The sequence below is a fragment of the Aeromonas sp. Marseille-Q5825 genome (assembly GCF_946892685.1).
GTDB lineage: Bacteria > Pseudomonadota > Gammaproteobacteria > Enterobacterales > Aeromonadaceae > Aeromonas > Aeromonas rivipollensis.
The window spans coordinates 526,000-549,179 of record NZ_CAMPOU010000001.1 but is presented as its reverse complement, the minus strand read 5'-3'; the positions used below and the strand labels follow the sequence as shown (position 1 = coordinate 549,179).

General features: G+C 62.9%; 25 protein-coding genes and 1 other RNA gene. 18 read left to right on the top strand and 8 right to left on the bottom strand.

Going from position 1 to position 23,180, the window contains the following annotated elements:
* The first annotated feature begins 323 nt into the window (after positions 1-323).
* A complete protein-coding gene (locus OC537_RS02630) occupies positions 324-1,667 on the top strand; it encodes an anaerobic C4-dicarboxylate transporter (RefSeq protein WP_025326310.1) in 1,344 nt (447 codons plus the stop codon).
* Positions 1,668-1,831: 164 nt separating this feature from the next.
* Positions 1,832-2,506: an adenine nucleotide alpha hydrolase gene (locus tag OC537_RS02625; protein WP_262109096.1), complete on the top strand. Its 675-nt coding sequence runs from the start codon at positions 1,832-1,834 to the stop codon at positions 2,504-2,506.
* A 48-nt stretch (positions 2,507-2,554) separates the two neighbouring features.
* Here OC537_RS02625 and OC537_RS02620 read toward each other — a convergent pair whose 3' ends face one another.
* Both OC537_RS02620 and dcuC read right to left on the bottom strand, forming a co-directional pair.
* Positions 2,555-3,694 (bottom strand): M20 family metallopeptidase, encoded by a 1,140-nt coding sequence (locus OC537_RS02620; RefSeq protein WP_262109094.1) that lies wholly within the window; start codon positions 3,692-3,694, stop codon positions 2,555-2,557.
* Between the two features lie 82 nt (positions 3,695-3,776).
* Positions 3,777-5,153 (bottom strand): C4-dicarboxylate transporter DcuC, encoded by a 1,377-nt coding sequence (gene dcuC, locus OC537_RS02615; RefSeq protein WP_262109091.1) that lies wholly within the window; start codon positions 5,151-5,153, stop codon positions 3,777-3,779.
* Between the two features lie 284 nt (positions 5,154-5,437).
* Between dcuC and OC537_RS02610 the strand changes: the two genes are divergently transcribed.
* The 7 genes from OC537_RS02610 to OC537_RS02580 all read left to right on the top strand — a co-directional run bounded on the left by OC537_RS02610 (position 5,438) and on the right by OC537_RS02580 (position 11,458).
* Positions 5,438-5,752, top strand: a complete 315-nt coding sequence (locus OC537_RS02610) for a hypothetical protein (protein WP_163136004.1) — start codon at positions 5,438-5,440, stop codon at positions 5,750-5,752.
* A 200-nt stretch (positions 5,753-5,952) separates the two neighbouring features.
* Positions 5,953-6,303 (top strand): ArsC family reductase, encoded by a 351-nt coding sequence (locus tag OC537_RS02605; RefSeq protein ID WP_262109087.1) that lies wholly within the window; start codon positions 5,953-5,955, stop codon positions 6,301-6,303.
* 22 nt (positions 6,304-6,325) lie between these two features.
* The gene (gene dapE, locus OC537_RS02600; protein ID WP_111911197.1) at positions 6,326-7,453 is read left to right on the top strand and encodes a succinyl-diaminopimelate desuccinylase; all 1,128 of its coding nucleotides are present in this window, start codon (positions 6,326-6,328) and stop codon (positions 7,451-7,453) included.
* Entirely contained in the window at positions 7,450-8,139 is a 690-nt protein-coding gene (locus OC537_RS02595; protein ID WP_163136009.1) for a M15 family metallopeptidase, read from the top strand. Before dapE ends, OC537_RS02595 begins: the two co-directional genes overlap by 4 nt.
* Positions 8,136-8,282: a hypothetical protein gene (locus OC537_RS02590; RefSeq protein ID WP_080675092.1), complete on the top strand. Its 147-nt coding sequence runs from the start codon at positions 8,136-8,138 to the stop codon at positions 8,280-8,282. The genes OC537_RS02595 and OC537_RS02590 overlap by 4 nt, the downstream gene beginning before the upstream one ends.
* A gap of 255 nt (positions 8,283-8,537) precedes the next feature.
* Positions 8,538-10,265 carry a potassium/proton antiporter gene (locus tag OC537_RS02585; RefSeq protein ID WP_262109077.1) on the top strand — a complete coding sequence of 576 codons (1,728 nt, stop codon included), beginning with the start codon at positions 8,538-8,540 and terminating at the stop codon, positions 10,263-10,265.
* Between the two features lie 89 nt (positions 10,266-10,354).
* The gene (locus OC537_RS02580) at positions 10,355-11,458 is read left to right on the top strand and encodes a beta-N-acetylglucosaminidase domain-containing protein (RefSeq protein ID WP_106887434.1); all 1,104 of its coding nucleotides are present in this window, start codon (positions 10,355-10,357) and stop codon (positions 11,456-11,458) included.
* Between the two features lie 74 nt (positions 11,459-11,532).
* Here OC537_RS02580 and OC537_RS02575 read toward each other — a convergent pair whose 3' ends face one another.
* Entirely contained in the window at positions 11,533-12,165 is a 633-nt protein-coding gene (locus OC537_RS02575) for a LysE family translocator (protein WP_111911193.1), read from the bottom strand.
* Between the two features lie 163 nt (positions 12,166-12,328).
* Here OC537_RS02575 and OC537_RS02570 point away from each other — a divergent pair, with 163 nt between their 5' ends.
* The 3 genes from OC537_RS02570 to OC537_RS02560 all read left to right on the top strand — a co-directional run bounded on the left by OC537_RS02570 (position 12,329) and on the right by OC537_RS02560 (position 14,970).
* Entirely contained in the window at positions 12,329-13,951 is a 1,623-nt protein-coding gene (locus OC537_RS02570) for a methyl-accepting chemotaxis protein (RefSeq protein WP_262109073.1), read from the top strand.
* A 160-nt stretch (positions 13,952-14,111) separates the two neighbouring features.
* Positions 14,112-14,642 (top strand): DUF1523 family protein, encoded by a 531-nt coding sequence (locus tag OC537_RS02565; RefSeq protein WP_106887437.1) that lies wholly within the window; start codon positions 14,112-14,114, stop codon positions 14,640-14,642.
* Positions 14,643-14,673: 31 nt separating this feature from the next.
* Positions 14,674-14,970 carry a helix-turn-helix domain-containing protein gene (locus OC537_RS02560; RefSeq protein WP_106887438.1) on the top strand — a complete coding sequence of 99 codons (297 nt, stop codon included), beginning with the start codon at positions 14,674-14,676 and terminating at the stop codon, positions 14,968-14,970.
* Between the two features lie 73 nt (positions 14,971-15,043).
* Here the strand turns inward: OC537_RS02560 and OC537_RS02555 are convergent, their stop codons facing one another.
* Positions 15,044-15,514 carry a hypothetical protein gene (locus OC537_RS02555; RefSeq protein WP_111911189.1) on the bottom strand — a complete coding sequence of 157 codons (471 nt, stop codon included), beginning with the start codon at positions 15,512-15,514 and terminating at the stop codon, positions 15,044-15,046.
* Between the two features lie 29 nt (positions 15,515-15,543).
* Positions 15,544-16,479, bottom strand: coding sequence for a pyrimidine-specific ribonucleoside hydrolase RihA (gene rihA / locus OC537_RS02550; protein WP_262109064.1), 936 nt, complete (start codon positions 16,477-16,479; stop codon positions 15,544-15,546).
* Positions 16,480-16,687: 208 nt separating this feature from the next.
* Between rihA and OC537_RS02545 the strand changes: the two genes are divergently transcribed.
* Complete coding sequence (locus OC537_RS02545) at positions 16,688-17,419, top strand: RluA family pseudouridine synthase (RefSeq protein WP_262109062.1); 732 nt, start codon at positions 16,688-16,690, stop codon at positions 17,417-17,419.
* A gap of 97 nt (positions 17,420-17,516) precedes the next feature.
* Here OC537_RS02545 and udp read toward each other — a convergent pair whose 3' ends face one another.
* Positions 17,517-18,272, bottom strand: coding sequence for a uridine phosphorylase (gene udp / locus OC537_RS02540; protein ID WP_106887442.1), 756 nt, complete (start codon positions 18,270-18,272; stop codon positions 17,517-17,519).
* 392 nt (positions 18,273-18,664) lie between these two features.
* Between udp and yiaY the strand changes: the two genes are divergently transcribed.
* From yiaY to OC537_RS02525, 3 genes are all read left to right on the top strand, one after another.
* Positions 18,665-19,816, top strand: a complete 1,152-nt coding sequence (gene yiaY / locus OC537_RS02535; protein WP_262109059.1) for an L-threonine dehydrogenase — start codon at positions 18,665-18,667, stop codon at positions 19,814-19,816.
* Between the two features lie 133 nt (positions 19,817-19,949).
* Positions 19,950-20,288 carry an outer membrane protein assembly factor BamE gene (locus OC537_RS02530; RefSeq protein WP_005325779.1) on the top strand — a complete coding sequence of 113 codons (339 nt, stop codon included), beginning with the start codon at positions 19,950-19,952 and terminating at the stop codon, positions 20,286-20,288.
* A 127-nt stretch (positions 20,289-20,415) separates the two neighbouring features.
* Positions 20,416-21,051, top strand: a complete 636-nt coding sequence (locus OC537_RS02525; protein ID WP_262109054.1) for an NAD(P)H-binding protein — start codon at positions 20,416-20,418, stop codon at positions 21,049-21,051.
* 87 nt (positions 21,052-21,138) lie between these two features.
* Here the strand turns inward: OC537_RS02525 and OC537_RS02520 are convergent, their stop codons facing one another.
* Together OC537_RS02520 and OC537_RS02515 are read right to left on the bottom strand one after the other, a co-directional pair.
* Complete coding sequence (locus tag OC537_RS02520; RefSeq protein ID WP_106887445.1) at positions 21,139-21,498, bottom strand: RnfH family protein; 360 nt, start codon at positions 21,496-21,498, stop codon at positions 21,139-21,141.
* Positions 21,491-21,925, bottom strand: a complete 435-nt coding sequence (locus tag OC537_RS02515) for an SRPBCC family protein (protein ID WP_043133123.1) — start codon at positions 21,923-21,925, stop codon at positions 21,491-21,493. The genes OC537_RS02520 and OC537_RS02515 overlap by 8 nt, the downstream gene beginning before the upstream one ends.
* A 250-nt stretch (positions 21,926-22,175) precedes the next feature.
* Here OC537_RS02515 and smpB point away from each other — a divergent pair, with 250 nt between their 5' ends.
* A complete protein-coding gene (gene smpB, locus OC537_RS02510) occupies positions 22,176-22,664 on the top strand; it encodes an SsrA-binding protein SmpB (protein ID WP_025326288.1) in 489 nt (162 codons plus the stop codon).
* 122 nt (positions 22,665-22,786) lie between these two features.
* Positions 22,787-23,146, top strand: a transfer-messenger RNA (tmRNA) gene (ssrA, locus tag OC537_RS02505).
* Positions 23,147-23,180 lie beyond the last annotated feature (34 nt).

The following is a 23,180-nucleotide window of genomic DNA, read 5'->3' as shown; positions in this document are numbered from 1 at the left end:
TCGCACCCTGCAAAAGCCGACCCTTGGGTCGGCTTTTTTTTCCTGCTCTCCCGGCTGTGGCCCCCCGCCTCTCATCCTGATCCTCGAATAAATCCCACCACCCTCTTCCCCTGCCTGCCATCCTCCCGATCGCCCCTGTTCAAGGGCATATCCATAGTTTTTATGCACTTAAATCGGAAAAGAGTCTGTTATTGAACCACCTCAATTTTTTACCCCTTTAGGGGTGCCAGAATACCCACTAACCCTTTAGGGGCAAATAACGACTGATGCTCCCGGGCCCCAGGGCCAATGCGGACATGGATTCAATCACACGAGGTAATGGAATGATCTTGATGGAATTTTTGGTGGTGCTCGGCTGCTTGCTGCTGGGTACCCGCTTTGGGGGCATGGGACTGGGTCTCATCAGTGGCATAGGTCTCTTCCTGCTGACCTTCGTGTTCGGCCTGGTGCCGGGCGAGCCGCCGGTGCAGGTGATGCTGACCATACTGGCGGTGATCGGCTGCGCCGCCACCCTGCAGACCGCCGGTGGCCTCAACCTGATGATGCAGGTGGCCGAGCGCCTGCTGCGCCGTCACCCCCAGTACATCACAATCCTGGCGCCGCTCACTACCTGGACCCTCACCTTCCTGTGCGGTACCGGCCACGTGGTCTACACCATGTTCCCCATCATCGCCGACATAGCGCTGCAGAAGAACATCCGTCCCGAGCGCCCCATGGCGGTCGCCTCCGTTGCCTCCCAGATGGCGATCTGCGCCTCCCCGGTCTCCGTTGCCGTGGTCTCCATGGTCTCCATTCTGGCGGCCGGTCACGGCATAGGTCAGGCTTACGGCCTGCTCGACATCCTGATGATCGCCATCCCCTCCTCCCTGACCGGTGTGGTCATGGCGGCCCTGTGGAGCCTGCGCCGTGGCAAGGATCTGGACAAGGATGAAGAGTTCCAGGCCAAGATCCAGGATCCGGAGCAGCGCGCCTTCGTCTATGGCGGCGGTGAAACCCTGCTCAACACCAAGTTCCCGAAAGAGGCCTACTGGTCTACCTGGATCTTCTTCGCCGCCATCGCTGCCGTGGTCTTGCTCGGTGCCAACGAAGGGTTGCGTCCGGTGTTCACCATCAAGGACAAGACTGGCCCCCTCTCCATGAACCTGGTGATCCAGATGATGATGCTGATCGCCGGCGCCATCATTCTGATGCGCTGCAAGGTCAAGCCGGGTGATATCTCCAACGGCGCCGTCTTCAAGGCCGGCATGGTCGCCATCTTCTCCGTGTTCGGGGTTGCCTGGATGAGCGAGACCTTCTTCCAGGCCCACATGCCGCTGCTCAAAGAGACCCTGGCCCACGTGGTACAGGCCCAGCCCTGGACCTACGCCCTGGTGCTCTTCCTCATCTCCAAGCTGGTGAACAGCCAGGCCGCCGCCCTGACCGCCATCGCCCCCATGGGGCTGGCGCTGGGGGTGGAGCCGAAGCTGCTGATCGCCTTCCTGCCAGCGAGCTACGGCTACTTCGTGCTGCCGACCTACCCGAGCGATCTGGCCTGTATCGGTTTCGACCGCTCCGGCACCACCCGCATCGGCAAGTTCATCATCAACCACAGCTTCATCATTCCTGGGCTGATCGGGGTCAGCAGCTCCTGCGCCCTGGGCTATGTGCTGACCACCATTCTGCTCTAATCGCAGTCGCGTTTAGCACGCCATTGCCAGACAGGCCCCCGCTTTGGGGGCCTGCTCTTTTCTCCCCTCGGTCAATTCCTGCCACGATTTCCCGCTGCGGCTTTACCTGTGCCCCCGCCACTGGGTAGCATGTGCTCCCTCTTTCACCATCGGAATCTCCCCCCATGTCTCGCGTCATACTGCTCTGGAGCGGTGGCAAAGATGCCATGCTGGCCCTCTGCCATGCCCGCGATGCAGGTCATCAGGTGGTGGCCCTGGCCACCTTTGCACCGCTAGAGCCCCGATTTCTGGCTCACCCCTTGCCGCTGGTGCGCCGTCAGGCGTCGGCCCTGGGGCTGCCCCATCTGCTGATCACCATAGAAGCGCCCTTCGAGCAGGGCTATGAGATGGCACTGAGTCGCCTGCGGCAGGAGTGGGCCCTCGATGGTGTGGTGACAGGTGACATCGACAGCGTGGGGGGCGCACCAAACTGGATCCGCGAACGCTGCCAGCCGCTGGGGCTCACCGTCCACACCCCGCTCTGGCAGCAATCTCGTCAAGCCTTGCTGGCGGATATGCTGGCCCGCGGCATAGTGGCTCACCTCTCCTGCGTCGATACCCGGGTGCTGGCCCCGGAATGGGTGGGGCGTTCACTGGATGCCGCCACCCTCAGCGAGCTGCAGCAACTGGCCGAGCGAGAGGGATTCGATGCCTGTGGCGAGCAGGGGGAGTACCACAGCATGGTGACTGACGGCCCGGGCTTTGCCGCCCCGCTGCACCTCGATGGCTGGCAGCTGGCGCGCCAGGATCATCTGGCCTATCTGGCCCAGGACGAGCCTGTGCCCACCGAGCAACCATAAAATAACGGGAGGCGATGGCCTCCCGTTTTGCTTGCCGTGCACACCGACCTATTTCGCCAGCTTGCCCAGCACCCGCTGCAGCAGGCGGATGCGCGGCGCTATGCTCTCCAGCAGCAGGAACTCCGCCTCCGAGTGGAAGCCGCCGCCCATGGGGCCGAAGCCATCCAGGGACGGCACGCCCGCAGCGGCGGTGAAGTTGGCATCAGATCCGCCCCCCGCCTCCAGCCAGTTGAAGGAGATCCCCTCATCCGCTGCCGCCGCCTCCACCAGCGCCATCAACGCCTCGGTGTCGCCACTCGGGCGCATTGCCGGCTTGAAGCTCTGGCGCTCCACCTCGACCCGGCAACCGCGCAGGAAGGGGTTGTTGGCCATAAAGCCGAGCCGCTCGTGCACGGCGGCAGCCTCGTCATTGCTCCAGAAGCGCAGGTCGACTATGGCCTCGGCGAAGTCCGGCACCACGTTGACGCCGGTGCCGCCCTGTACCACACCCACGTTCATGGTGGTGCCCGTCTCCATGTTGACCTGCTCGTTGATGGCCAGCACCCAATGGGCCAGCTCTGTGATGGCGGAGACCCCCTCCGCCAGGGCAGAGCCCGCGTGGGAGGCTTTGCCGTGGAAGCGGATGCGGTACTTGGCGTTGCCCTTGCGGGCGCTGATGAGATCCCCGCTCGGGCGCGCTGCCTCGGCCACCAGCACGCAGCCGCTCTGCCTGGCCTTGGCTACCAGCCAATCCCTGGACCAGGGGGAGCCAATCTCCTCGTCGCAATTGCAGCAGACCAACACCCGGAGCCTGGCCAGCAGCGCCGGATCCATCCCCTTCAATGCATACCAGGTGGAGAGCAGGCCGCTCTTCATGTCCGACACACCGGGGCCGAAGGCCTGATTGCCCTCGACTTTCAGCGGGCGTTTGGCCGCCGTCCCCTCGGGGAAGACGGTGTCCATGTGGCCCACCAGCATGACGTCATAGTGATCCGCCCCCGGGGCATTGGTTGCCTCGAGGCAGGGGCCGCACTCGGGGGCAAACTGGTGGCGGCTCACCTGCCAGCCGATGGCCTCATATTTTTCGGTCAGGATGTCGGCCACCCGAGCCACCCCGGCCGGGGTGCGGGTGCCGCAATCCAGGTTGATGAGGGGGGCCAGATCCGCCAGATAGGCGTCCAGGGAAAAAGCGTTGCGAGGATCTGTCATCATCGTCTCCAAAGGGCAAAAGGTCGGGCCTCGCCCTTGCGCAGAGTGAATGGAGCGGGCAGCCTGGCCACCCGCCCCGCCATTACATAAACAGCAGATAGTTGAGCGCCAGCGCCGTCACCAGGGCGCCGGCCATGGGCACGCAGGTGCGCTTGACTACCACGAAGGGGGAGACCTTGGCGATCCCCGCGCAGGCGATCAGCACCGCCGCTATGGGGGAGACGGTGCGGCCTATGCTGGAGGCGAGCTGCATCGGCAGCAGCATGGTCACCGCCGGCACCCCGAACTTGGCCGCCACCGCCGGTGCCAGGGTGGAGAAGCTCAGGAAGGCCGCGTTGCCCGAGCCCATGATGACGGCCGCCACCATGATGAGTCCCACCATCACCAGCGTCATCAGACCGCTGCCGATCCCGGCATTGCTGGCAGAGTGCAGCAGGGTGTCGATGGCACCGATGGCCTTGAGGGATTCGGCAAACAGCTCGGCACAGACGATGAGCGCCACTACCGGGCCAAACACCTTGCCCATGCCGTCGAGGAAGCTGGAGAGCCCGGCCATGGCGGTGCGCACCGAGCGGGTGCGCAGCAGCTCGCACAGCATGCCGATAAAGACCGACAGCAGCATGGCCACCTCCACGCTGACGCTGATGCTGGTCACCAGCAGCTTGGAGAAGGTCATCATCAGCACGAAGGGGATGATGGGCAGCAGGGCATACCAGGTCGGCGCCGGCACCTCCTCCTTCCCCTGCTCGTCCAGCTCGGCCGGATCGCCGCGATGCAGGGCCGGATCCCAGCCATCTTGGCGATCGCAGTGACGCTGCCAGAAGAAGTGCAGCACCATGGTCACCAGTAGCATGGGGGCCACCAGCCAGATCTGGTAGTCGACGAAGTAGCTGGTCGGATCCATGCCGGACTGGCCGGCGGAGAAGATGGCGTTGGTCTGGGTCGGGCCAATCTCGAACGCCTGGGAGGTGGCGATGACGCCGCAGGCAGACGCCGGGCTGATACCGAGGTTGCGCATCACGGGGTACATGGTGACCATCAGCAAGAGGCCGAGGCCGGTGGCGGAGGTGACAAACAGCGACACGAAAACCGCCACCAGATAGCAGATGGCCAGCATCAGGTAGCTGGACTGGATGCCCGCTACCGGCTTGACCGCCACCCGCACCAGGGACTGGGAGGCGCCTATGTGTGACATGTAGGTGGCAAAGCCCGCCACCGCCATTATGGTGAGGCCAAGCCCCGCCGCCCGGTAGGAGAAGATCCCCTTGAACACCTCGAACAGGTCGAACAGCGCGAACCCCGTGCTCTTGTCGGCAGGCAGTATGGGGTGCAACCCCAGCCAGTAGGCCACCGCGAAGATGGCCATGCCTGCCAGCGCCAGCACCGCCTGGGGGTTGTAATCCTTGACGATGCCGTAGACCACGGCCGCCAGCACAAGCAAGACGAATATGAGTTCCAAAATGCGCTCCTGATAAGATTATCGAGGATCGAAATCTAGTGGCGAGCCCCTCCTTTCCCCTTGATCCCTATCAATAAAAGTGGCTTGAATGACAAAAAGCAGCATTAAATTTTGATTTATCAAATAAAATTGGTACATCAATCCAGTCCCGACGCACTAGAATGCCCTGCATCAGATCCTGACCAACAACCTCCACTTTTTTTGCGTTGGATCAACGCCCGTCAGGGGTGAACTGGCCAAGATGCCCATCGACACAGAGCGACCATTTCGCACCGGAGAGAGTTATGACAAGCCAAGCCACCGCAGGGACTTCGACCTGCGACTACAAGCTGTGGGACATCCTCGTCGAGTCTGCAAAGGAACGCACCACCATTCGTTATTCCAAGCTGGCCAGGCAGGCCGGGCTGGAACAGTGCCAGGATGAGCTGCGCACCCTGCTGCAACGCATCCGCATGTACTGCACCGAAAACAACCTGCCGATCCTCTCCGCCATAGTGGTGGACGACGTGGGCAAATACACAGGCCTCTCCTCCAGCCTGCCGGATGCGCCCTGGGAGCGGGCCCGGGTCTTCGACCACCAGTGGACCACCTTGCACTGATAGCCCCCTTCCCACAAAACGCGCCCCCAGGCGCGTTTTGGCTATCTGGCCCCTCGCGTTTTCTCCCCCCTCCCCCCTGGTAAAACCAGCCAGCCCGGCCATGAGCGTTGCCATGGCTGGGCCACAATGCCAGAATCGGGCCCTTGCATGATTTCACGTTCGGATTTCAGGGCCCAGGGCCCGCAGATATAGGATCTCCCATGGCCACCACCCTCTATGGCATCAAGAACTGCGACACCATCAAGAAGGCCCGCAAGTGGCTGGACGAGGCAGGCATCGACTATCGCTTTCACGATCACAGGGCCGACGGCCTCGAGCCTGCCCGGCTGGACGGCTGGCTGAACCAGCTGGGCTGGGAAGCCCTGCTCAACACCCGAGGCACCAGCTTCCGCACCCTGCCGGAGGAGGCCAAGCAAGGGCTGGACACCGCAAAAGCCCGTGCACTGCTGCTGGAGCACCCCGCCATGATCAAGCGCCCGCTGCTGGATCGCGATGGCGAGCTCACCCTGGGGTTCAAGGCAGACCACTACCAATCCCTCTTCTCTCGTTAAACTTTTCTGTTAAGGAACGCCGATGTCGGATGTCATCGCACTGGCCAAGGATCTTATCCGCCGCCCCTCAGTTACCCCGCTGGATGAAGGGTGCCAGACCCTGATGGCGGAGCGCCTCGAGCGCCTCGGGTTCGTCATCGAACCCATGGTGTTTGAAGACACCACCAACCTCTGGGCCCGCCGTGGCAGCGAGGGGCCGCTGTTCTGCTTCGCCGGCCACACCGATGTGGTGCCCGCAGGGCCGCTGGACAAATGGCATACGCCGCCCTTCGAGCCGACCATCATGGATGGCATGCTCTATGGCCGGGGCGCCGCCGACATGAAGGGGTCGCTGGCCGCCATGGTGGTGGCCACCGAGCGCTTCGTGGCGGCCCACCCGGATCACCAGGGCTCCATCGCCTTTCTCATCACCTCGGATGAAGAGGGGCCCTTTATCAACGGCACTGTGCGCGTCATCGACACCCTGGAGGCGCGCAACGAGAAGATCCGCTGGTGCATCGTCGGCGAGCCCTCCTCCACCGCAGTGGTAGGGGACGTGGTGAAGAACGGCCGTCGCGGCTCCATCACCGGCGATCTGCTGGTACGCGGGGTACAGGGCCACGTCGCTTACCCCCATCTGGCAGACAACCCCATCCACAAGGCGGCGCCTGCCCTGGCGGAACTCGCCGCCACCGTCTGGGATGAGGGCAACGCCTACTTCCCCCCCACCAGCTTCCAGATAGCCAACATCCAGGCCGGAACCGGCGCCTCCAACGTCATCCCCGGCGAACTGCAGGTGCAGTTCAACTTCCGTTTCAGCACCCAACTGACCGACATGGATATCCGCGAGCGGGTCGAGGCACTGCTGACCCGTCACGGTCTGGACTTTGAGCTGAAGTGGACCCTCTCAGGCCAGCCCTTCCTGACCGACACCGGCGCCCTGCTGGAGGCCACAGTCGCCGCCGTGGCCGCGGTCAACGGTCAGCAACCAGCCCTGCTCACCACGGGCGGAACGTCCGATGGACGCTTTATCGCCCCCACCGGGGCTGAAGTCATCGAACTGGGCCCGGTCAACGCCACCATCCACAAGGTGAACGAGTGCGTGAAGGCGGACGATCTGGATCTGCTGGCGGACATGTACCAAGGGGTGCTGGAGCACTTGCTGGCATGACCCAGGATCAACTGCTTGGGCTCGACGAGAGCCACCTCATCCTGGTGGGGCGCGGGCCTCACCGCCTGACCGCCGCCACGGCGGCGGCCTTCAACGACATGCAGGTGGCGGCCGCCTATGAAGGGTTCAACCTGCAGGCCGCCTCCAGCTGGCGCAGCTTCGAGCGCCAGCTCGCCATCTGGAATGGCAAGTGGCGCGGGGAGCGGCCCCTGCTGGATGCCGACAACCAGCCGCTGGATGCGCTGCAGCTGGGGGAGGCAGAGCGGCTGCACGCCATCTTGCGCTGGAGCGCCCTGCCGGGTACCAGCCGCCACCACTGGGGCACGGATCTCGACATCTATGATCCCGACTGCCTGCCCGCCGGTACCAGGCTGGCGCTGGAGCCCTGGGAGTATGAGGCGGGAGGCTGGTTTGCCGATCTCGGCGAGTGGCTCGGGGATCACATGAGCGACTTCGGCTTCTTCCTGCCCTATGCCAAACCGCTGGACGCGGCTCAGGGGGTCGCCTACGAGCCCTGGCACATCAGCTTCGCCCTGGAGTCCGCTGAACAGCGGCTGGATCCGGATGCGCTGGCGCTTTGCCTGCAACAGGCGGATATTGAAGGCAAGGCGTGCATACTGTCCCATCTCGACGAGATCCTGGCCCGTTATGTCACTGCCGGTCACACCGAAAGGAGAATCCGATGAGTGTGTGGTTATGGATAGGCCTGCCGCTGCTGTTTTTGCTCGGCCTGTTTCTCAATGCCATCAAGGACATGAAACAGCTCGAAAAGCAGTTGCCGAAATACAAGGACAAGATCCGGGAAGTCAAGGACGACGAGGACGACTGACCTCCCCCGCAGGAGCCCGATGGCGCTCCTGCGCCCCCACCCCGGCCTGCTGACAACCCGGCACCCGCCCCTGAAAATGGGCACCAATCGCCACTCCTTCCCCCTCTTTCTCGTCCCCTCAGGCCCCGCGCCTACTGCTTAAAAACAGCACAACAACCGTAAAAAACTGCAAATCGATGCACAATTAAGCCACACAAAGGGGTGCAATCTGCATATAATGTGCCTGTTTTGCCGCCCGCCATAAGGAGTTCGCCATTGGATGCCACCACCATCAACAGTTTCTTTTTTATCGGTGCCTTGTTGGTGGGAGCCAGTGTCCTGTTAAGTGCGCTCTCGTCCCGGGTCGGCATCCCCATCCTGGTCATCTTCCTCGCCGTCGGCATGCTGGCCGGTGAGGATGGTCCCGGCGGCATCCACTTCGCCGACTACTCTGTCGCCTACCTGGTGGGCAACCTGGCGCTCGCCATCATCCTGCTGGATGGCGGCATGCGCACCCGGGTCTCCTCCTTTCGGGTCGCACTCTGGCCCGCCCTGTCGCTGGCCACCGTCGGGGTGGCCATCACCACAGGCCTGACCGGTCTGGCCGCCGCCTGGCTGTTTGACCTCAACCTGATGCAGGGGATGCTGATCGGCGCCATCGTCGGCTCCACCGATGCGGCGGCTGTCTTCTCCCTGCTCGGCGGACGCAGCCTCAACGAGCGGGTCAGCGCCACCCTGGAGATAGAGTCCGGCAGCAACGATCCCATGGCGGTCTTTCTTACCGTCACCCTGATAGAGGTGCTGGCCAGCGCCCAGCAGGGGCTGGACGCCGGCTTCCTGCTGCTGCAACTCATCAAGCAGTTTGGCCTCGGCGCCGGCATAGGCCTGGCAGGGGGCTGGCTGCTGTGGCGGCTCATCAACACGGCCCGCCTGGCCCCTGGGCTCTATCCGCTGCTCACGGTGAGCGGCGGCCTGCTGATCTTCGCCCTCACCACGGCGGTGGGGGGCAGCGGCATCCTCGCCATCTACCTCACCGGCCTGTTGCTCGGCAACCTCTCCCTGCGCAGCCGCAGCACCACCTTGTCGGTGCTGGACGGTCTGACCTGGCTCAGCCAGATCGGCATGTTCCTGGTGCTGGGGCTGCTCGCCACCCCGAGCAATCTGCTGCCCATCGCCGTGCCGGCGCTGGCCCTGGCCATGTGGATGATCCTCTTTGCCCGCCCGGTATCGGTCTGGATAGGCCTGCTGCCGTTCAAGAACTTCGCCCCCCGGGAGCGCTGGTTCATCTCCTGGGTCGGCCTGCGTGGCGCCGTGCCCATCATACTGGCGGTCTTCCCCATGATGGCGGGGCTGCCCAATGCCCAGCTCTACTTCAATGTCGCCTTCTTCGTGGTGCTGGTCTCCCTCATCCTGCAGGGCAGCTCGCTGCCGCTGGCCTCCAGGCTGGCGCGGGTGGAGGTACCGGCGCCGCCGTCCCCCATCAACCGCTCCGGGCTCGAGATCGATCTCGACAGCCAGTGGGAGACCTTCGTCTATCGCCTGAGCGCCGAGAAGTGGTGCATAGGCTCCCCCCTGCGGGAGCTGCGCATGCCGGAGGGTACCCGCATCTGCGCCCTGTTCCGCGGCCAGGAGCTGCTGCACCCCTCGGGCAGTACCTGCCTGCAGTCGGACGACATCCTCTGCGTCATCGGCCACGAGCGGGATCTCCCCGCCCTCGGCCAGCTGTTCAGCCAGGCGCCGGAGCAGGATCTGGGCCCGCGCTTCTTCGGTGACTTCCTGCTGGAGGCGACCGCCAGGCTGGTGGATCTCGCCCCGCTCTACGGGCTGGATGTGAGCGAGGTGGCGGATCAGACCCTGGGCGATTTCATTGCCCTTCAGTTGGGCGATAATCTGGTAGTGGGTGACCACGTCGCCTGGCAGGGCCTGCTCTGGACGGTGGCGGAGATGGAAGAGGGTGAGCCTCGCAAGATAGGGGTACGCTTCCTGGAAGAAGATCCGGTCTAGGACGCAAGCCGGACCCTGTTCAATACACATACTCGGCGCCCGTTCCCGCCAGGACGGTGAACCGGCGCCCGGCGAGAAGGGAGTGACCCATGCCTTATCAAACCCTGTTGTCTGGTCTCTATCCTCCCTCCCCCCGACTGGGGCTGATCGAGGGCTTCTTCGGCAAGGGCTGGAGCTGGGAGGCCCGCGCCCGCTATGCCCAGTGGCTGCCCCGCCATGGCTATGGTTTCTACCTCTATGCCCCCAAGGAAGACGGCTATCTGCGCAAGCACTGGGCCGAACCCTGGCCGAGGGAGCAGCTCGACCACCTGCGCCAGCTGGCCCAGCAGTGCCGGGACAACGGCCTCGCCTTCGGTGTGGGGTTGAGCCCCATGGGCGCCCATCACGACTACGCGCACAAGCGCCCGGCCCTGCTCGAGAAGGTGCGCCTCATCGAGGAGGCGCTCAAGCCCGACATACTGGCGGTGCTGTTTGACGACATGAAGGGGGACACCCCGGATCTCGCCCACTGGCAGCTCACCATAGCCCACGACATCGCGGCCCACACCGGCGCCAGCCGTCTCATCTTCTGTCCCAGCTACTACTCGACGGATCCTGTGCTGGAGAAGGTGTTCGGCGCCATGCCCCCCCACTATCTGACGGATCTGGGCCAGGGGCTGGACAAGGGTTTTGACATCTTCTGGACAGGACCCAGAGTCTGCTCCACCGACTACCCGGCCGCGCACCTCAAGCAGGCCGCCGACTGGCTGCACCGCAAGCCCTTCCTGTGGGACAACTACCCGGTCAACGACGGCAGTAAGGCGAGCAGCTTCCTGCACCTGCGCGCCTTCGAGAACCGCCCCGCCGAGCTGGCGGAGCTGACCGCCGGCCACGCGGTCAATCCCATGAAGCAGGCGGCGCTCTCCGTGCTGCCGCTCGCCACCCTGCCCATGAGTTACCGGCTCGGCCACCAGTACGATCCGGATCAGGCGCTGCACACCTCCCTCAACGCCACCTGCGGGCCGCAGATCTCCGCCATGATAGAGGCGGATCTGCCGCTGTTTCAGGACATAGGCCTGGCCCAGCTCACCCCCGAGCAACTCACCCACCTCAAGCACCGCTACCTGCCGTTCCAGGATCAGAGCTGCGTGAACGAGATCCTGCGCTGGCTGGCGGGGGAGTATGTGTTCGATCCGGACTGCCTCACCGACTGACACCTCGCCGGACGCCCAATAAAAATGCCACCTCCCCTTCACCGGGGGAGGTGGCATTTTTCATTCCGATCGCCTCAGCCGAAGGCCAGCCAGACGCCGACAAACAGCATAAGCGAGCCGGCGATGCGGTTCATCAGGGTGACGTTGCCGCTCTTGGCGAGGAAGTGGCGCAGGGTGCGGCCACCGCTCGCGTAGAGCAGCAGGCAGGAGAATTCTATGACCAGGATGAGCACCACCAGGGCGCTGATCTGGGGTGCCATCGGCTTGGCCGCATTGATGAAGGGCGGCAGCAGGGAGACCATGAAGGCCCACCCCTTGGGATTGGCGATGGCGGTGACGAAACCCTGCAGCGCCAGGCCGAGCGGCTTGGTCTCCTGGCCAGCCGAGAGATCCGCCGGAATCGCCATCTTGCCCTTGGCTTGCCACATCTGGATGCCGAGCCAGACCAGATAGGCTCCACCCACGTACTTGAAGGCCGAGAACAGGGCCGGATAGTTGAGCATGACGGCCGCCACCCCGACCACGGAGAGCACAGAGACCAGGCCGACCCCGATGAGCTCTCCCCACATCATGTGCAGGGTTCGGCGCACCCCCAGGCTCATGCCCAGGGTCATCGCCAGTGTCATGCACATGCCGGGGGTCACGGAGACAAAGAAAAACGTGGGAACAAAGAGCGCCAAGATGGCGGGATCAATCCAGTCGGACACACTACACCTCCAGGTAACAAGCAGTCGATCTTGCCTATCACACTCTTTTAACACAAGAAAAACCTTTGCGTTCAGCAAGAATTCAGCATTAAAAACCCTGTGACAAGAGTTGTCGCGCCTGTGTAAGATGCCGCCTCACTCCTCTTTTGGGTTAGGATCTTTCATGTCTTTGAATAATCTGTCCATTCGTCTGCAAGTTCTCATTCCACTACTGCTCGCCAGCCTGCTGATGCTGCTCATGGCCGTGATCAGCAAGCAGGAGATAGACGGTGCCATCAAGGACATGAACGACACCACCACCAGCGTCACCCGCCACAAGGATGACATCGCAGCCCTGATCCACGCCACCTACCGGCTGCGCACCAATGCCATCTACGGCCTCTACGATCAGGCCCGCTTCGCCGAGCTGCCCGGCACGCTCAATGCCGCCGAGCAGGAGATAAATGGCCTCTTGTCCCGGCTGGTGATCCCCGGTGCCGAGCAGGACAACAGCCAGGTGGCCGCAGCCCTGCAGGCCTATCTCGGCCACACCCGCAGCAACATGCTGCCACTGCTGACCCAGCAGTACAGAGACGGGACCAAGCCCGCCGGCTATGAGCAATCCAGGCTGCGTTTTCGCGAGCTGGGGGAGCAGTTGATCAAGCAGATTGACACCCTCTCTGCCCACATCAATCAGCTAATCCAGCAGGAGATAGCCCTGGAGCAGGCCCACTATCAGGCCACCCTGCTGCAAACCCTGCTGCTGATGGCCGCCACCCTGGTCGCGGCGCTCTGCGGCGGCTGGTGGCTCTCCGGTCGCATCGTCCAGCCCATAGGCCAGTTGCAGGAGGTGATGCACGCCGTCGCCCTCGGTCGCTTCAACGTGCGCGCCAAAGCCGAAGGCAACAACGAGCTGGGCCAGCTGGCCAAGGACATCAACCAGACCCTGAGCCAGCTTGGCAGCACTATCCAGGCCCTGACCGGCATCAGCGGCAACGTGGCCTCCGCCGCCACCGAGCTGGCCGCCGTCATGACCCAGTCCGAGGCCAATGCCCAGCAGCAGCGCAGCGAGACCGAGCAGGTGGCCTCCGCCGTCACCGAGCTGGCCAGCACAGCCGACAACGTCAACCACAATGCCGCCCTGGCCGATGAGCTGGCGCGAGAGGCCAACAGCCGGGTCGAGCAGGGGCTGGCCCTGTTTGCCGAGAGCATCCAGGCCAACGGCCGCATGGCGGGCAGCCTGGAGAACGCCGCTACCGTAGTGGCGCGGCTCAAGTCCCAGTCCGAGCAGATCGGCAAGGTGATAGAGGTGATTCAGAGCATCTCGGAGCAAACCAACCTGCTGGCGCTCAACGCTGCCATCGAGGCCGCCCGCGCCGGCGAAACCGGCCGTGGCTTTGCGGTGGTGGCCGATGAGGTACGCCTGCTGGCGGCACGGACCCAGGACTCCACCAAGGAGATCCAGGCCATCATAGAGCAGTTGCAGAGCCAGTCCCTGTCGGCCAACAGCGGCGTACAGGAGACCCTGGAGATCCTCGGCCACAACCAGCGTCTCTCCGCCGAGGTGCAAGACCTGCTGGGGGGCATCACGGAGGCGGTCAACCAGATCAATGGCGCCAATGCCCAGGTGGCCACCGCCGCCGAGGAGCAGTCCTGCGTCACCGCCGACATCAGCCGCAACATCACCAACATCCACGAGATAGTGAACCAGAACGTGGCCGGCATCACCCAGAGCGCCGCCGCCAGTCACGAACTGTCACAGCTCGCCGAGCAGCAGCGCAGGCAGCTCGCCCAGTTCCAGCTGTAATCCTCCCCCTTCTCTTTGGCAGACTCCGGGCCCGGCACCGGGGTCTGCCCCCTCCCGTTTAAAACGGCTTTTTGCCCACAAGGCGCCATTAGGGGCTGGGCTGCATCCACAAATATGGGTATGGTAGAGGCACGTCATTCCCCCTCACCCAGAGAACACCATGAGCCTGAAGTTCAAGAAACCCGCCTTTATCGCTTTGGGGCTCATCGCCCTCGTGTCCGCCACCTGGCTCGATTTCTATCTGCCGGAACACACCATAGCCACCATCACAGGGGTCGAGGTGAAGCGCACCGACAAGGATGGTCCCATCAGCCAGAAGAACCCGGCCGACGGCCCCATCACCGACGTCTATTACATCTACACCGAGCGTCCCGGCGAGAAGATCCGGGTGTTCCGCAATGAAGATACCGGCTGGGGCTGGCCCTTCTACTTCAAGTTCAATGCCGCCGACGTCCAGGCCAAGGCCAAGTCCATGGAGTTCGAGAAGCGCCTGGCCATCATCACCTCCTACGGCTGGCGCGTGAACATGTTCTCCCTCTTCCCCAACGTCACCAAGATAGAGAGCACCCAGCCCGATGCCTCCACCTGGAGCTTCTTCCGCTGGTTCTGGTTCGGTGTCTGGGCGCTGGTGATGGGCAAGGCCGCCATCGCGACCTGGCGCTACTTCGACCGTCTCGAGGACGAGATATGAGGGGCACACCGGCATCAGGCGGAGACGGGCAATGACGGAACCGAGCAAGACCCGCACCAGCTTCTACCGGCGGCTCTACGTGGCCCATCTGATAAGCCAGGGCACGGACACTGTGCCCGCCATCATGGCCGCCACCGGCATGCCGCGCCGCACCGCCCAGGACACCCTGAGTGCCTTGGCCGAACTCGATATCAGCTGCGCCTTCGAGCAGACCGAGGGGGCTCGCCACCTGCAGGGCCACTATCGCATCAGCGACTGGGGCCCCATCAATCCTGACTGGATCAAGGCTCAGCTGCCGGTCATCAAGCAGACCCTGGGTTATCCCTGAGGGCGAGCTGGCAATCGATAAATAGAGAGGGGAGCCCAGGCTCCCCTCTCTATTTATCTGCAGGATGTGCCCCCTATTCCGGGAAGGGCTCCTCCGGCAGCGGATCCGCCGACTCCCCCTTGGTGCAGTCGATGATGGAGCGCTTGGGGTTGCCCGGGTCACGCAGCAGCAGGGGGGCCTCCCCCCTGTCGTGCTTCTGCTCGTCGGCAAACTCGCTGCCGTAGGCGTTGTGGGTCAGCCTGCGCGCATTGGCGATGGGGGTATCCACAAACAGGGCGTGCACCTCGAAGGTCGAGGCCGGGATCAGAAATCCCGTGATGGGCAGGCCATGAAGCTCCTGGTGGGTCTTGTACCAGGCGAAGCCGTCTGACGTCTTGTCGGGGGTGAAGGTCTTGAGCAGCGGGTGGGACGGCTCACCGCTCTCGCTGTCCAGGTAGAGATCGTCCAGATCGCAGGTCGCCAGCCCCTGCCACATCCTCTCGAAGGGGGTGGCACAGGCCGTCAATTGCATACATGTCAGCAGTGCCAACGTCCCTTTCCACATGCCCAACCCCTTATTCGATGTCCGAGTTCTTAGTCAAATGCCCTTAGACGCCCCACCAGCAGATCGATAAAGCCGACCCTGTCCAGCCCCAGCAACACCCGCGCATTGGCCGGTCTGCCGGTGAGCCCGTAGCGATCCACTACCGTCATGCCGGTAGTATGGGTGCCTCCGGTTTCGATATCGACCCGGCACTCTACCCCATGGAACAGCGTCGGTGCCAGCAACCAGGCGATGGTACAGGGGTCATGGAGCGGCGCGCCAGCAAATCCCCACTTGGGATCCCTGTGGTAGATCATGAAGAAATCGAGCAGGTCCGCCACGCACTGGGCCACCGGGTTGGGGATGGCACGCATCCGTGCTATATCCTCGTCCATCACCTGGGCCTCGTGGGTCACATCCAGCCCGCACATTGTGATGGGGATACCGGCGTTGAACACCATATCGGCTGCTTCCGGGTCCACATAAATATTGAATTCCGCCGCCGGGGTCCAGTTGCCCGCCCCCGCCGCGCCGCCCATCAGCACGATGCGGGCAATCCTGGATTTCAACTCAGGATGGGCCGCCAGCAGCAGGGCAACGTTGGTGAGGGGGCCGGTCGGCACCAGGGTGACCGGCTCCGGGCTCTCGCGCAGGCACTTGGCCATCAATTCGAGGCCCGTCATGGCCTGGGGCGCAAAGGCGGGATCCGGCAATGTGGGGCCGTCGAGTCCCGACTCCCCGTGGACGTTGTCGGCGATGATGAGATCGCGCATCAGGGGTTTGGGCGCCCCCGCCGCCACCGGAATGTCGTGGCGACCGAGCAGGGTGAGGATGCGCAGGGCGTTGTTGAGGGTCTTGTCCGGGGTCTGGTTGCCCGCGCTGGTGGTCACCGCCAGCACCTTGAGCTCTGGGCTCGCCAGCGCCAGTATGAGGGCGATGGCATCATCGTGGCCGGGATCGCAATCGAGAATAACGGGCAACGCCATGGAGAGGCTCCTTACGACATGACAGGGAGCCATACCTTAGCAAGCCAGCGCCGAATGAACTCTGGAAGGGGTCACAAAACGGCGTCTTCCTGCATTATCAATCACTTGCCACCAGGTCCGCCGGGCAGTCACTGGCCAGTTCGTCCCGATTCGCCCCGCGCCGCCGCTTGGAGTATGATCGCCCCCCGTTTCCAGCCCGCAGCCGCCCATGTCCGCCATCGTCGACACCTTTATCGCCCCCCCTTGCAATGCCCAAATAGAGATCCTGTTCGAGGATAAACACCTGCTGCTCATCAACAAGCCGAGCGGCCTGCTGAGCCTCTCGGGCAAGACCCCGCAGAACCTCGACTCTGTCCACCATCGGCTGGTGCGGGATTACCCCGGCTGCACCCTGGTGCACCGCCTCGACTTTGGCACCTCAGGTCTCATGGTGGTGGCCAGAGACAAGGCCATCAACGGGATGATGTGCCAGCAGTTCAGCCAGCGGGCGGTGGGCAAGGCCTATGACGCCCTGCTGTGCGGCCATCTGGCGGACGATGAGGGGGTGATCGACGCCCCCATCGCCAAGGATCCGGCGCTGTTCCCCTTGATGAAGATCTGCGCCAGCGGCAAGCCCGCCCGCTCCCGCTATCGGGTGGTGGAGCGACTGGTGCGCGAGGGCGCTGGGGGCGAGCCCTTGCCATTGACCAGGGTCAGCCTGGTGCCGGAGACGGGCCGCACCCATCAGCTGCGCATCCACAGCCAGCTGCTGGGTCACCCCATACTCGGCTGCGATCTCTACGGCGGTCTGCTGTTGCCGGGCTGTGAGCAGGCGCCACGGCTGATGCTGCACGCCAGCGCGCTTGATTTCGTGCATCCGGTGAGCGGCGAGCCGATGCAAATCAGATGTGAGGCGCCCTTTGAGGAGGTGCTTGGGGCAATGACGGGGCAAAAAGCGTAACGCGGAGAAGGGGAAAGTGAGAACAGCGGCAAACGGCGGATAAAGATAGGGGCCGCGCTTTCGCAACGGCCCCCACCCCCCACTCGTGGTGGTGCTATCAGATCAGCTTGCGGGCGGCGCCCAGCACGATCTTGATGGCATCAGATTCGGTTCTCGCCATGGTTTCGGCATTCGGGATTTCCTGCTGGGTACGGTTCACGATGACACCGGCCACCATGCCGGCGCGCAGGCCCTGGCTGGTGCACATGGTCAGCAGGGTGGCGGACTCCATCTCGTAGTTCAGCACGCCCATGGCCTGCCACTCTTTCATGGAACCCTGGAAACGGCTCACTACGCGGCCGGATACGGTGTCGTAACGCTCCTGACCCGGGTAGAAGGTGTCGGAAGAGGCAGTCACACCCACGTGCAGCTTGGAACCCATCTCCTTGGCGGTGTTGACCAGCGCAGTGGTGCAGTCGAAGTCTGCCACGGCCGGGAACTCCATGGGTGCAAAGTGCAGGCTGGCACCGTCGAGGCGCACGGAACCGGTAGTGACGATGACGTCGCCCACGTTCAGGTGCGGCTGGATGGCGCCTGTGGTGCCGATACGCAGGAAGGTGTTGATGCCCAGCTGGGCCAGCTCTTCCACCGCGATGGAGGTGGACGGGCCGCCGATACCGGTGGAGCAGATGATCACGGCCTTGCCGTCCATCTCGCCGCGCCAGGTAGTGAACTCACGATGGCTGGCCAGGTGCACAGGGTTGTCCAACAGCTCTGCGATGCGCTTCACGCGCTCGGGGTCACCGGGAACGATCGCCAGGGTGGCGCCTTGCAGATCCGCTTTCTTCAAACCCAAGTGAAATACATCAGACATAGTGGACTCCTGGTTGCATCCCGCCGCCTCGCAGCCGAGCGCAGTTAAGGTGATTCTTTATGGTATTTTCGAGCCTGTTTCCCTCCATTGGGGAAGGCGCCAACTATGGTCGAAAGCGCTTTCCAATTCCTTGACGCGCTTCACACTTCCGCGCATCCACGGCCCTAAAAAACCGGCAAAACGTTTGCTAACCTGATGAATTTCTTGAAAAACGTTTTTATACCGAACAAGAGGCAAGGGCCCTTGTCAATCCCCGCCTGGCCCCGGTTTTTCGGTACGTGATCGAGTCCATAAAGTTGCCAATCAGATACCATTGACCCCTTTTCATCCCCTCTGGCGCTGTTATGTTGAGGCCCGTATACCACTTAATGGCTAATCATACGGAGTCCACCATGGCGACATTCAAGTTCTACATTCCCGCAGTCAACCTGATGGGGGCGGGCTGCCTGCAAGAGGCGGCGGCCGACATCCAGGGTCATGGCTTTCGCAAGGCGCTGATCGTCACCGACAAGATCCTCAACCAGATAGGCGTGGTCGCCAGGCTCACCGCCCTGCTGGCAGAACATGGCATTGAAAGCGTGGTTTTCGATGAAACCAAACCGAACCCCACCATGACCAACGTCGAATCCGGTCTGGCCATGATCAAGGCCCATGGCTGCGACTGCGTCATCTCGCTGGGGGGCGGCTCCCCCCATGACTGCGCCAAGGGCATCGCCCTGGTGGCCACCAACGGGGGCTGCATCCAGGATTACGAAGGGGTGGACTGCTCCGCCAGGCCGCAGCTGCCCCTTATCGCCATCAACACCACAGCCGGTACCGCCTCCGAGATGACCCGTTTTTGCATCATCACCGACGAGGCGCGCCAGGTGAAGATGGCCATCATCGACAAGCATGTCACCCCGCTGATGTCGGTCAACGATCCCGAGCTGATGCTGGCCAAGCCGGCCGGACTCACCGCCGCCACCGGCATGGATGCCCTGACCCACGCCATCGAGGCCTATGTCTCCACCGCCGCCACCCCGGTCACCGATGCCAGTGCCGTGATGGCAATTCAGCTCATCGCCAAACACCTGCGAACCGCCGTCAACCAGGGGGACGACCTGCACGCCCGCGAGCAGATGGCCTATGCCCAGTTTCTGGCCGGCATGGCCTTCAACAACGCCAGCCTCGGCTATGTGCACGCCATGGCACATCAGCTCGGCGGTTTCTATGACCTGCCCCACGGGGTCTGCAACGCCGTGCTGTTGCCCCACGTTCAGGCGTTCAACGCTCAGGTGAGCGCGGCTCGCCTGAAGGAGGTGGCCCGCCACATGGGAGTGGACGTGAGCGCCATGAGCGACGTACAGGGTGCCGAGGCGGCGATTGCCGCCATCAAGCAGCTGGCGCTGGACGTGAAGATCCCGGCCGGGCTGGAGCAGCTGGGCGTCAAGGCCGATGACTTCGACCTGCTGGCCAGCAATGCCCTGAAAGATGCCTGCGGCTTCACCAACCCCAGGCAGGCAAGCCACGAAGATATAGTCGCCATCTTCCGCGCCGCCATGTGACGGAGCGATTATGTGTCAGGGCCGCCACGCGGCCCTTTTTATTGGCAGGAGGATCAATGGCTTTTTACTTCCGCACGGGGAGTGGGTATGATTTGCCGAGCTAAAAAGACTGTATGGATGATCTGAACCCGATATGCGGATGAAACACCTGATTGCCGCGGCCCTGACCGCCCTCACCCTGTCCGGTTGCAGCCTGGTCTATCGCATCGATATTCCTCAGGGCAACTATGTGGAACAAAAGCAGGTCGACAAGCTGCGCCAGGGCATGACCCGCGAGCAGGTCGAGTTCGTGCTGGGTTCTCCCATGCTGCGCGACGGCTTTGACCCCAACACCTGGTACTATCTCTATGAGTTCCAGCCAGGTCGTGGTGACAAGGAGCGCAAGGAGCTGACCCTGAACTTCGTGGGTGACAGACTCGCCACCGCCACGGGTGACTTCCCCCTCCCCGCCGCCTTCACGACACCGCTCTGATAGCATCATAAAACCGGCCAAGGCCGGTTTTCTCTTGTCTGGCCCCCGATCGGGTTTCACAGGGGCGCACTCCCTGAACCATGATCAAGGAGGTCAACACCCCTCGTCATCCCCTCAAGGAGATCACATGAGCCAGATCCTGATCGCCGGGGCAACCGGTCTGGTCGGCCAGGCCCTCATCCGTCAGCTCGGCCCCGAGCACCAGCTGACCCTGCTCTGCCGCCAGCCGGGCGAGGCTGCCCCCAATCGGCACTGGCTGCCGGTGAACTTCGAACGCCTCGACGAGGTGGCGCTGCCCAACTCCGTCGACATGGCCTTCTGCTGCCTCGGCACCACCCGCAAGGATGCCGGCTCCGATGAGGCCTTTCGCCGGGTCGATCACGACTATGTGCTGGCCTTTGCCGCTCTCGCCCGCCGCCACGGCTGCCGCCGTCTGCTGGTCGTCTCCAGCCTGGGGGCCAATCCAAGCTCCCCCGCCCTCTATCCCCGCACCAAGGGCGAGATGGAGCAGGCCTTGCTGGCGCAGGCGTGGCAGCGGCTCGTCATACTGCGCCCCGCCATGCTGCTCGGCCACCGCCAACCACCGCGCAGATCCGAGCAGATAGTTCAGGCCATCTATCCCTGGATAAAACCTCTGCTGCAGGGGCCCCTCAGGCGCTGGCGGGCCATAGAGGCGAGCCAGGTGGCCCACGCCATGACGGTGCTCGCCGACCAGGCTCAGGGGGTCGAGATAGTGCAGAACGAGCGATTGCTCACCCTGTAAGGCCCAGGCCAGTGCAACCCCTGTGGTAAAACATCCAATAGAAAAGAGGCGCCGTGGCGCCTCTTTTCATTGCTCGGTCTCCCCGCATCAGGTCGATTCGCCGTCGTCCCGCTTGCGGTGCACATCGGGACGCCCGCCGGTGACCACGTCGGCCCGTCCCTCTTCCTTGGCCTTCTCCGCCCGCTTCTTTCGCATCTCCTTGGGATCGGCGATGAGGGGGCGGTAGATCTCGATGCGATCCCCGTCCTGCACCGGCTCGCTTCCCTTGACCGGACGGCTGTAGATGCCGAACTTGTTGACCGAGAGATCGATCTCCGGGTGTTTCTGCACTATGCCGGACTGCTCGATGGCAGCCAGCACGCTGGTGCCCGGGGCCACTCGGATGCACAACACGGTTTGCCGCTCGGGCAGGGCATAGGCCACTTCGACATTGAGCAGATCAGACACCGTAGACCACCTTGGCGCGGTTGGAGAAGGCGAGCACCATGGAGCCCACCAGGTCGCGGAAGATCTGGCCAAAAGCCAGCTCGATCAGCTTGGAGGTAAATTCAAAGTCGAGATCGAACTCCACCTTGCAGGCATCCACATCCAGCGGCGTGAAGGTCCACCAGCCCGCCAGCTTGCTGAAGGGGCCCTCCACCAGCTCCATCTTGATGGCGCGGTTGGCATCGAGCAAGTTGCGGGTGGTAAAGGTCTTGGCGATGCCTGCCTTGGCCACATCCACCGAGGCCATCATGTAGTCCTCACCCGTCTCGTGAACGCGGCTGCCGACACAACCGGGCAGAAACTCGGGATAAGCGTGAACATCATTGACCAGACGGAACATTTGTTCCGCGCTGAACATCACCAGGGCACTGCGAGTAATACGGGGCATGGGCTTTCCTCATCCAATCGGGCCGATTTTATCACCTTGCCAGCCAAAATCACCGCCGAAACTGCTCACCTGGCCGCCACGCGCGCAATTGCCCCCCTTTGCGGCCCCGGATGACCAGCTTGAGATCACCTTGCCGGCCAAAAACATCACTGAACTGCTCACAAAGCCGCCACTCGAGTGGTTGCGCGTTTTACAGCCGCCGCCACCCACGTATAATGCGCCTTCCTAAACATTGCCGAAGGCCCCCGTCATGAGCAAAAAGAACAGTAAAAACAAAGCCGGGTCCAGCACCATTGCACTCAACAGAACCGCCCGTCACGAGTACTTCATCGAAGAGCGCGTGGAAGCCGGTCTGTCCCTGCAAGGGTGGGAAGTTAAATCCCTGCGGGCGGGCAAGGCCAACATCAGCGAAGCCTATGTCATCTTCCTGCAGGGCGAAGCCTTCCTGTTCGGCTCCAGCTTCCTGCCGCTGAACGCCGCCTCCAGCCACGTGGTGTGTGACCCGACCCGCACCCGCAAACTGCTGCTGAGCCGCCGTGAACTCGACAAGCTCGAGAGCCTGACCGCCCGCCAGGGCTATACCATAGTGCCGCTGGCGCTGTACTGGAAAGAGTGCTGGGTCAAGGTCGAGATCGGCCTGGTGAAGGGCAAGAAAGAACACGACAAACGGGAAGACACCAAGGCCCGGGAATGGGACCGGGAGAAGGCCCGCATCATGAAGAACAAGAACCGCGGTTGATTGTGCGCCGCCAGCGCCCGTGGGGCGACCAATAAACCAGCAATCGACCGGCCCGTGCCGGTCGATTGCCATCAACGCCTTGCCATGGCAGGATTTTTGCGTACAATCGCTTTTGACAACTTGGGGCTGATTCTGGATTCGACAAGATTCACGAAACCCAAGGTGCATGCCGAGGTGCGGTAGGCCTCGTTAACAAACCGCAAAAAAATAGTCGCAAACGACGAAAACTACGCACTCGCAGCTTAATAACCTGCGCTGAGCCCTTCTCCCCTAGCTTGCCTGTGTCCTAGGGAATTGGAAGGTCATCCTTCACAGGATCGTGTGGAAGTCCTGCTCGGGGCGGAAGCATTAAAACCAATCGAGCTAGTCAATGCGTGGCGTGTCTCTCCGCAGCGTGTTGGCGAATGTAAAGAGTGACTAAGCATGTAGTACCGAGGATGTAGTAATTTTGGACGGGGGTTCAAATCCCCCCAGCTCCACCAAATACCGGTCCAACAGTGACCAACGAAGTCCAAG

Excerpts from the sequence above, each read along its gene's own strand:
- OC537_RS02630 (WP_025326310.1), top strand. The coding sequence starts at position 324 with ATGATCTTGATGGAATTTTTGGTGGTGCTCGGCTGCTTGCTGCTGGGT.
- OC537_RS02625 (WP_262109096.1), top strand. The coding sequence starts at position 1,832 with ATGTCTCGCGTCATACTGCTCTGGAGCGGTGGCAAAGATGCCATGCTG.
- OC537_RS02620 (WP_262109094.1), bottom strand. The coding sequence starts at position 3,694 with ATGACAGATCCTCGCAACGCTTTTTCCCTGGACGCCTATCTGGCGGAT.
- OC537_RS02610 (WP_163136004.1), top strand. The coding sequence starts at position 5,438 with ATGACAAGCCAAGCCACCGCAGGGACTTCGACCTGCGACTACAAGCTG.
- OC537_RS02605 (WP_262109087.1), top strand. The coding sequence starts at position 5,953 with ATGGCCACCACCCTCTATGGCATCAAGAACTGCGACACCATCAAGAAG.
- dapE (WP_111911197.1), top strand. The coding sequence starts at position 6,326 with ATGTCGGATGTCATCGCACTGGCCAAGGATCTTATCCGCCGCCCCTCA.
- OC537_RS02595 (WP_163136009.1), top strand. The coding sequence starts at position 7,450 with ATGACCCAGGATCAACTGCTTGGGCTCGACGAGAGCCACCTCATCCTG.
- OC537_RS02590 (WP_080675092.1), top strand. The coding sequence starts at position 8,136 with ATGAGTGTGTGGTTATGGATAGGCCTGCCGCTGCTGTTTTTGCTCGGC.
- OC537_RS02580 (WP_106887434.1), top strand. The coding sequence starts at position 10,355 with ATGCCTTATCAAACCCTGTTGTCTGGTCTCTATCCTCCCTCCCCCCGA.
- OC537_RS02570 (WP_262109073.1), top strand. The coding sequence starts at position 12,329 with ATGTCTTTGAATAATCTGTCCATTCGTCTGCAAGTTCTCATTCCACTA.
- OC537_RS02565 (WP_106887437.1), top strand. The coding sequence starts at position 14,112 with ATGAGCCTGAAGTTCAAGAAACCCGCCTTTATCGCTTTGGGGCTCATC.
- OC537_RS02560 (WP_106887438.1), top strand. The coding sequence starts at position 14,674 with ATGACGGAACCGAGCAAGACCCGCACCAGCTTCTACCGGCGGCTCTAC.
- OC537_RS02555 (WP_111911189.1), bottom strand. The coding sequence starts at position 15,514 with ATGTGGAAAGGGACGTTGGCACTGCTGACATGTATGCAATTGACGGCC.
- rihA (WP_262109064.1), bottom strand. The coding sequence starts at position 16,479 with ATGGCGTTGCCCGTTATTCTCGATTGCGATCCCGGCCACGATGATGCC.
- OC537_RS02545 (WP_262109062.1), top strand. The coding sequence starts at position 16,688 with ATGTCCGCCATCGTCGACACCTTTATCGCCCCCCCTTGCAATGCCCAA.
- udp (WP_106887442.1), bottom strand. The coding sequence starts at position 18,272 with ATGTCTGATGTATTTCACTTGGGTTTGAAGAAAGCGGATCTGCAAGGC.
- yiaY (WP_262109059.1), top strand. The coding sequence starts at position 18,665 with ATGGCGACATTCAAGTTCTACATTCCCGCAGTCAACCTGATGGGGGCG.
- OC537_RS02530 (WP_005325779.1), top strand. The coding sequence starts at position 19,950 with ATGCGGATGAAACACCTGATTGCCGCGGCCCTGACCGCCCTCACCCTG.
- OC537_RS02525 (WP_262109054.1), top strand. The coding sequence starts at position 20,416 with ATGAGCCAGATCCTGATCGCCGGGGCAACCGGTCTGGTCGGCCAGGCC.
- OC537_RS02515 (WP_043133123.1), bottom strand. The coding sequence starts at position 21,925 with ATGCCCCGTATTACTCGCAGTGCCCTGGTGATGTTCAGCGCGGAACAA.
- smpB (WP_025326288.1), top strand. The coding sequence starts at position 22,176 with ATGAGCAAAAAGAACAGTAAAAACAAAGCCGGGTCCAGCACCATTGCA.